Source organism: Allobosea sp. 05T422_2 (assembly GCF_056396265.1).
The window spans coordinates 1-7,762 of the sequence record NZ_JBFTLD010000295.1 but is presented as its reverse complement, the minus strand read 5'-3'; the positions used below and the strand labels follow the sequence as shown (position 1 = coordinate 7,762).

The following is a 7,762-nucleotide window of genomic DNA, read 5'->3' as shown; positions in this document are numbered from 1 at the left end:
GTATTGCGGCTTGCTGATCTCGGCCAGGAACTTCATCGCCAGGTCCTTGTTCGGCGCCCCCTTGGCGATGGCGAAGCAGTCATAGTCGAGCAGCGCCTGGTTGAAGGTGTAGGCGACCTTGGCACCGTCCTTGGCGGCGACGTCGAAGCGCCCGTTCCAGCCGGTGATCATGTCGACCTCGCCATCCTTCATCAGCTGGGCGTGCTGGGCGCCAGAACTCCACCAGACCGCGATATGCGGCTTCAGCTCGCGGATCTTCTTGATCGCGCGCTCGATGCCGCCGGGCTGCGACAGGACCTCGTAGACCTTTTCCGGCGGCACGCCGTCGGCCATCAGGGCGGGCTCGAGCGCACCCGCCACGCCCTTGCGATAGGAGCGCTTGCCCGGGAATGTCTTGACGTCCCAGAAATCGGCCCAGCTCTGCGGGCCCTTCTCGCGGTAGGTCTTGGTGTTCCAGGCCAGAACCGTGKAAAAGACGTCGCCGCCGACGCAGTAATCCTGCGCGGTGCCAGGCACGAAGCTCGAGGTGTCGATGACCTTGTAGTCGAGCTTTTCGAGAATGCCCTCGGAGCCCGCGCGCGCCGCGCTGCCGGAGCCGCTGGCGACGACATCCCAGGTCACGGCGCCGGCCTTCACCTTGAGGCGCAGGTCGGCGATGCTGCTATAGGTCTCTTCCTTGAGCTTAATGCCCAGCGCCTTGGCGGCAGGCACGAACAGCGCCTTGCTCTGCGCCTCCTGATAGGAGCCGCCGAAGGACACGACGGTGAGCTCCTGCGCCAGGGCCGGCATCGCTCCGGCCAGGCTCAGGAGAAGGACGAGGGTCGATCGCGACGGCAGGATCGGCGGGCACTGCATGTCATATCTCCTGAGCTGAGGGGCACATGTCCAGCGGCAGTCGCGCAGTCGCTGTAGCGACCCAGCTTCCCACCATTGAGAGCGTGCAGAGTTTGTTGAAATTGGTCTGGCCAGAAGGTCCATTCTGAGAATTGGGGAAGGCCAATCCGCAGAGACGATCCTGCTGGCTCATCGGGCCAGGCGATCGCGCCAGCGGTAATAGAAGACCGATGGTGCGAGGAACCAGGGATTGCCGCTGTAGAAGGGCCGCGTCGGGAATGGCAGGTCGTCGAGCGCCGTCTTGCCTTCGGCCAGGCCAAGCACCTGCTGGCCGAGCCGCATGCCGAAATAGCTCGCCGTGCCGACGCCCGCCCCGCAATAGCCCATGGCGTAGTAGAGCCCGTCATGGCGGCCGACATGCATCAGCTCGTCGAAGGTATAGGCGACGAAGCCGCACCAGGAATGGCTGATCCGTGTCTGCGCCAGCTCGGGGAAGATCGCGCTCATGTCGGCATGGAGTTTGGGCCCGCTGCGCCGCGGATCCGTCTCGCTCAGGGAGACGCGGCCGCCGAACAGGATGCGCCGCCKATCGGGCGAGGCGCGGTAGTAATAGACGACCTTGCGGGTATCGCTGACGATGCGGTTGCGCGGGATCAGCTTGTCCATCAGCGCCGGCTCCAGCGGCTCGGTCGCGATGATGTAGCTGCCGATCGGGATGACGCGGCGGCGCAGCCAGCCGGTCGCCGGCCCGGTATAGCCGTTGGTGGCGACGATGACGTCGCGCGCCCGGATCGTGCCGCGCGGCGTCTCGACCAGGAAGTCCTTGCCCTGGCGGGTGATCGCGGTCGCCGGACAGAACGGTACGAGTTCGGCGCCGGCCGCGAGGACGCGCTCCAGCAGGCCCTGGTGATAGCGCGCCGGGTTGACCGAGGCATGGCCGGCATAGACCACGCCGCCATGGTAGAGGTCCGAGCCGATCTCGTCGCGCTGCTCGGCGCGCGGCACGACATGACAGGGCACTTCGAGACCCTTGGTCTGGTTGTCGACGCGCTGCGCCAGCATCTCGTACTGGCCCGGCGAGTGGGCGGCGTGAAAGCGCCCGACCACGCCGAAATCGCAGTCGATCGCCTCCTCGCGCACGAACTCGGCTATCCAGCGCAGCGAGCGATGGCCTTCCTGCAGAATGGCAAAGGCCCGCTTCTCGCCGTGACGGCGCGCCAGGGCCGCGAGGCCGGGCTTGATGCTGGTCGAGATCTGGCCGCCATTGCGGGTGCTGCAGCCGAAGCCGGCCGCCTCCGCATCGAGCACCACCGTGCTGCGCCCGCCCCTGGCGGTCTGGAGCGCGGCATGCAGGCCGGTATAGCCGGAGCCGACAACCACGACATCGGCCTGTTTCGGCGGCTCCGAGCGAGGCAATTCCGGCCGCGGGACTCCGTCCCACCAATAGGGTGCCGCCTTGAAATCGGCGGTAAACAGCTCAGTCGACATTCCGTCGTTTCCCCCCGGGCCCGTTCAGAGCCGCGCCACAACACTCTTGAGCTTGCAGTAGCTGCGCAAGCCCGCCATGCCCTTGGCCCGGCCAAAGCCGGATTTACGGTTACCGCCGAAGGGCATGGCGATGCCGCCGGCGAAGAACTCGTTGATGTAGACCTGGCCGGCGTCGACCGCGCGCGCGAAGCGCCAGGCGTTGGAATGGTCACGGGTGTAGATGCCGGCGACCAGCGCATAGGGGGTTGCGTTGGCGGCCGCGATGGCCTCCTCCAGATCCGCGACGATCTGCACGGTCAGGACAGGGCCGAAGATCTCCTCCTGCACCAGCGGGTCGTCCGGGCCAAGAGCAAGAATGATGGTCGGGCGATAGAACCAGCCGCCGCCGCATTCGCCTGCGGGAACGATGCCGCCGCCGATCAGGATGCGGTTGCCGGCCGTACGCGCCCGCTCGACATGGGCCTCGATGCGCGCGAGCTGCTGCAGCGAATTGATCGGCCCGATGCCGGCATCGCTGAAGCCATGGCCGAGCTGCATCGCTGAAACGCGTGCGACGAGCCGGTCGAGAACCTCGCCCGCGATCGGCGCCTCCAGGATCAGCCGCGAGCCGGCCGAGCAGATCTGGCCGGCATTCTCGTAGATCGCGCCGAGCACACCCTCGACCGCCGGCCCGATCTCGCAATCGGCCATCAGCGCGACGGGGGATTTGCCGCCGAGTTCGAGCGCCAGCCGCGTGACATGCCCGGCCGCCGCCCGCATCACGCGCTGGCCGGTCGCGACCGAACCGGTGAAGGTGATGTGGTCAATGCCGGGATGGGCGACGAGTGCTGCGCCCGCCTCCGCTCCCGTGCCGGCGACGACATTGAGCACGCCGTCGGGCAGGCCGGCCTCATGCAGCAGTTCCGCCAGCATCAGCGTGGTGAACGGCGTCTGCTCGGCCGGCTTGACGACGAGGGTGCAGCCGGCGGCGAGCGCCGGCGCGATGCCGCGCGTGGCCGTCGAGAGCGGATAGTTCCACGGCACGATCTGCGCGACGACGCCGACCGGTTCCTCGATCGTCACCCCGAGGTAGTCCGGGCCGAGCGGCACGCTGTCGCCATGCAGCTTGTCGGCGGCCCCCGCATAATAGGCGAAGGCACGGATGACGCCGCCGACATCGCCCTCGGATTCGGCGAGCAGCTTGCCGGAATCGAGCGTCTCGACCACGGCGAACCGCGCCGCCCGCTCGCGCAGCAGATGGCTCGCCCGCATCAGGATTTCGCCGCGGGCCGCCGGCGTCATCTGCGACCAGGGGCCAGACAGCGCCGCTCGTGCCGCCGCGACCGCCGCCGCCACATCCTCGGCTGAGCCCGCTGCGACGCTGGCGAAGGGGACGCCGCGGCCGGGGTCGAAACTCTCCATCTCCCGCCCCGAGACGGAGGCAATGAGCCGGCCGCCGATGAAATGCCCGCGCGGCAGACCTGCCAGGGTACCGGTGCGTCGCGCTTCCTCGACCAGCTTCTCCCGGTCGAGGGTCACGCCGACACCTCGGTCACGCGATACTCGGCCCGGTCCAGCCAGCTGGGCTCGATCTCGACGCCCCAACCGGGCTCGGAGGGGATTGCGACCATGCCGTCGCGGGCCTTGGGCGGGTTGCGCAGCAGCCCCTGCTCCCAAGGGTAATAGTCCGGACCCTCGATCGAGAATTCGACATAGGGGCCGGCATTGGCGAGCGCGCCCATGACATGCAGGGTGAACACCGTCACCAGCGACTGGTTGGCGGAATGGGGCGTCACCGGGAGGCCCGCCTCGGCCGCCCAGCGCGCCACCGTCAGCATCCGCCCGACCCCGCCGAGATAGCAGATATCGGGCTGCACCACGTCGACGACACGCCCGTCGATCATCGCCCGCCAGATCGCGAGGTCGCAATCCTGCTCGCCGCMGGTGACGTCGAGATCGAGCGCCTCGCGGACCTCACGCGTCCAGGCATGTTCCCAATAGGGACAGGGCTCCTCGAAATGGACGATGCCATGGTCCTGCAGCATGCGGCCGACCGCGATCGCGCTTGCCGGCGTATAGCCGCTATTGGCATCGACCAGCAGCGTCGCCTCGTCGCCGAGCGCGGCGCGGACCTGCGGCACGATCGCCTCGGTACGGCCGGGCCATTCATCGAGGTCGCGGCCGCATTCGCGCCCGACCCGGAACTTGAAGGCGCGGTAGCCATGGGCGTCGCGCAGCCGGGCCAGGCGCTCGGCTTCAGCCTCGGGAGTGATCTCGCCGCGCTTCATGCTGGAGGCGTAGACCGGGAACGGGCGCGGCGTGCCGCCGAGCAATTCGCAGACGCTCTTCCGCTCCTTGCGACCGCGCAGGTCCCAGAGCGCCGTGTCGAGTCCGGTCAGGGCCCGGCAGAGATAGGAGCCCGGGAACTTGTGCTCGCGCTCGCCGATCGTCGCGACGAGGTCGTCGACCGCAAAGGCGTCCCAGCCGATGGCCCAGCGGGCGACCTGGCGGTGGAAGACCGTCGCGGTGATGTCGGCATTATAGGGCGAGAACTGCCCCCAGCCCTGGCTGCCATCCTCGCAGGTGGCACGGACGAAGCCGACATCCGGCGTCGTGAAGCTTTCGAGACGGGTGATCTTCATTATTGCCGCCGCCAATCCATCGCCATGGCCCAGCGCGATTGCCAGGCGGCGTGGGCTCAGAAAGGAACTTGAATTGGTCTGAACCCAAGGTCCATTCTGGCGAAAGCAGCAGTCCAATCGCAGAGATCGCGACCGGTGCTGGCTTGGGCAGGATCACTGGAGCGATATGGTCAAACGCGAAGAAGGTGTCCTGCTGCAATCGATCGTGCTGGATCGACAGGGGCAGCATGGGCTCAGCGTCCAGGTCTGCGTGGGCTTGCGCGAACTCATCCTGAGCGGCGCGCTCAAGGTCGGCGAGCGCCTGCCGGCGACGCGCACGCTGGCGCAGGAATTCGGCGTGGCCCGCACCACCATCGTCGAGAGTTTCGACCGGCTCGCCGCCGAGGGGCTGGTCGAGACCCGCGTCGGTGCCGGCACCTATGTCAGCCAGGCGCTGGCGAGCGAGCGGCCGGCCCCAGTGACCGCGGCGGTAGCCGTGCCGACCGCAAAACTCCGGCTGGCGCAGGCGATGGATTCCGCCTCAAAACTGTTCGGCACGCGCCTGCCGCACCAGCCGCGCGCCTTCACTACGGCGATGCCGGCTTTTGACGCCTTCCCGATGGCGCAATGGGCCAAGCTTTCCGGCCGGCACTGGCGCAAGGCCCGCCAGCAGGTTTTGGGCTATCCCGATCCCCATGGCGAGGCGGTGCTGCGCCAGGCGATCGCCGCGCATCTGCGGCTCAACCGCGGCATTGCCTGCGAATGGCAGCAGATCTTCATCGTCGCCGGCGCCCAGCAGGCCTTCCAGCTGCTCGCCGCGACGCTGATCAATCCCGGCGACAAGGTCTGGTTCGAGAATCCGGGCGCGATCGGCGCCCGCAACAGCCTGATCCTGTCGGGTGCCGATATCGTGCCGGTGCCGGTCGACGAGGCCGGCCTGATCGTCGAGGCAGGCCTGCGCCGCGCGCCGGATTTCAAGCTCGCCTTCGTCACACCCTCGCACCAGCAGCCGCTCGGCGCCAAGATGAGCCTGGAACGGCGGCTGGCCCTGCTGGAGGCGGCGCAGGCGAGTTCCGCCTGGATCATCGAGGATGACTGGGACGGCGAGTTCTGCTTCCAGGGCGCGCCGATGGCGACGCTGACCAGCATCGACCTGACCGGTCGCGTGATCTATGTCGGCACCTTCTCGAAGACGCTGTTCCCCTCGCTGCGCCTCGGCTTCCTCGTCGCCCCGCCGCAGCTCGCCGAGCAGATCGGCATCTGCCTCGACGCCTATTCGCCGGGCGTGCCGACGGCGCTGCAGGGCATCGTCGCCGACTTCATCGTCGAGGGCCATTTCGCCACCCATGTCCGGCGCATGCGCAAGCTCTACCAGGAGCGCCACCAGGCGCTGATCGCCGCGGCGGATGCGCATCTGGCGGGCGCTCTCACCGTCGTGCCCACCCATACCGGCATGCACACGATCGGCTTCCTGCGCGAGGGGCTCGATGCCGTTGCGGTGACGCAGACCGCCGCCCGGCGCGGCATCACGGTGGCGCCGATCAGCCGCTTCAGCCTGGAGCCGGTGGTGCGCGACGGGCTCGTGCTCGGCTTCAGCGGCTTCACGCCGGCGCAGATCCAGGCCGGCGTGCTTGGCCTGCGCCAGGCGATCGACGATCTCAATTCGACCTGATCCTGGGCCTGATCGCCGGCCTGATCCCCACCGATTGGACTGGCGCTTCGAACAGAATGGTCCTTAGCGACAAGCCCAATCCAACCTAAGACATCGGCCCGAAACGTGGATCGCGGTTTTCGGGGAAAGCCGATGCAAACACATCGCGAGCCTGATGTTCAGGCAGCGCCGGAAGCGGCAGGGAGTCCATCTTGGAGGAATGGGATGTCATCGTCATCGGCGCGGGCTCGGCCGGTTGCGCGCTGGCCGGGCGCCTCGCATTGGCCGGGCGCGGCCGCATCCTCGTGCTGGAAGCCGGGCCGCGCGACCTGAGCCCCTGGCTGCATCTGCCGATCGGCTACGGCAAAACCTTCTACCACCCGCGCCTGAACTGGATGTACCGGACGGAAAGCCAGCCCGCCCTCGCCGGCCGCCAGATCTACCAGCCGCGCGGCAAGGTCGTCGGGGGGTCGAGCGCGATCAATGCGATGGTCTATATGCGCGGCCAGCGCGAGGATTTCGACGGCTGGGAGGCGATGGGCAATCCCGGCTGGGGCTGGCGCGAGGTGCTCGCCGCCTATCGCCGCATGGAGGACCATGCGCTCGGCGCGTCAGAGTGGCATGGCGCGGGCGGCCCCGTGCATGTCGAGGACATCGCCTCGGTCGTCCACCCGCTGACCCCGATCTTCGTCAAGGCGGCGCAAGAGGCCGGCCTGCCCTTCAACCCCGATCTCAACGGCGAAAGCTGCGAGGGCGCCGGCATCTACCAGATCACGACGCGCGGCGGCCTGCGTGAATCGGCGGCACGCGCCTATCTGCATCCGGCCCGCAAGACCGGGCGCGTCAAGGTCGAGACGGGCGTGCTCGCCTCGCGCATCCTGTTCGAGGGGCGCCGCGCCGTCGGCGTCGAAGGGCAACGCGACGGCGCGCCCGTCAGCTTCCGCACCGCCGGCGAGATCATCGTCGCGGCGGGCGCAATCAATTCGCCCCAGCTCCTGCAGCTCTCCGGCATCGGCGCGCCCGCGCTTCTGGCGCAGCATGGCATCACGCCCTTGCACGCCCTGCCGGCGGTCGGCGCCCATCTCCAGGACCATCTCTGCTACGACCATGTCTACCGGTCCAGGCGGCCCAGCCTGAACGAGGCCTTGCTCTCCTGGCCCGGCCGCATCGGCATGGCGCTGCACTATGC

General features: G+C 68.3%; 6 protein-coding genes. 2 read left to right on the top strand and 4 right to left on the bottom strand.

The genetic code is table 11. The features are described 5' to 3' along the window. From AC1DJT_RS31525 to AC1DJT_RS31510, 4 genes are all read right to left on the bottom strand, one after another. Nucleotides 1-855: ABC transporter substrate-binding protein (locus AC1DJT_RS31525; RefSeq protein ID WP_476835599.1), on the bottom strand; the 855-nt coding region annotated here is incomplete at its 3' end. Nucleotides 856-1,023: 168 nt separating this feature from the next. Further along, entirely contained in the window at nt 1,024-2,322 is a 1,299-nt protein-coding gene (locus AC1DJT_RS31520) for an NAD(P)/FAD-dependent oxidoreductase (RefSeq protein ID WP_441506675.1), read from the bottom strand. A 24-nt stretch (nt 2,323-2,346) separates the two neighbouring features. Continuing rightward, nucleotides 2,347-3,840 carry an aldehyde dehydrogenase family protein gene (locus AC1DJT_RS31515; RefSeq protein WP_441506674.1) on the bottom strand — a complete coding sequence of 498 codons (1,494 nt, stop codon included), beginning with the start codon at nt 3,838-3,840 and terminating at the stop codon, nt 2,347-2,349. Next, entirely contained in the window at nt 3,837-4,943 is a 1,107-nt protein-coding gene (locus AC1DJT_RS31510) for a mandelate racemase/muconate lactonizing enzyme family protein (protein ID WP_476835598.1), read from the bottom strand. The genes AC1DJT_RS31515 and AC1DJT_RS31510 overlap by 4 nt, the downstream gene beginning before the upstream one ends. A gap of 166 nt (nt 4,944-5,109) precedes the next feature. Between AC1DJT_RS31510 and pdxR the strand changes: the two genes are divergently transcribed. Together pdxR and AC1DJT_RS31500 are read left to right on the top strand one after the other, a co-directional pair. Beyond that, nucleotides 5,110-6,594, top strand: a complete 1,485-nt coding sequence (pdxR, locus tag AC1DJT_RS31505; RefSeq protein WP_476835597.1) for a MocR-like pyridoxine biosynthesis transcription factor PdxR — start codon at nt 5,110-5,112, stop codon at nt 6,592-6,594. Between the two features lie 191 nt (nt 6,595-6,785). Next, the coding region (locus AC1DJT_RS31500) for a GMC family oxidoreductase (protein WP_476835596.1) at nt 6,786-7,762 on the top strand (977 nt) is incomplete at its 3' end.

What these genes read in the sequence shown, in the direction of transcription:
- pdxR (WP_476835597.1), top strand. Translation starts at nt 5,110, where the DNA reads ATGGTCAAACGCGAAGAAGGTGTCCTGCTGCAATCGATCGTGCTGGAT.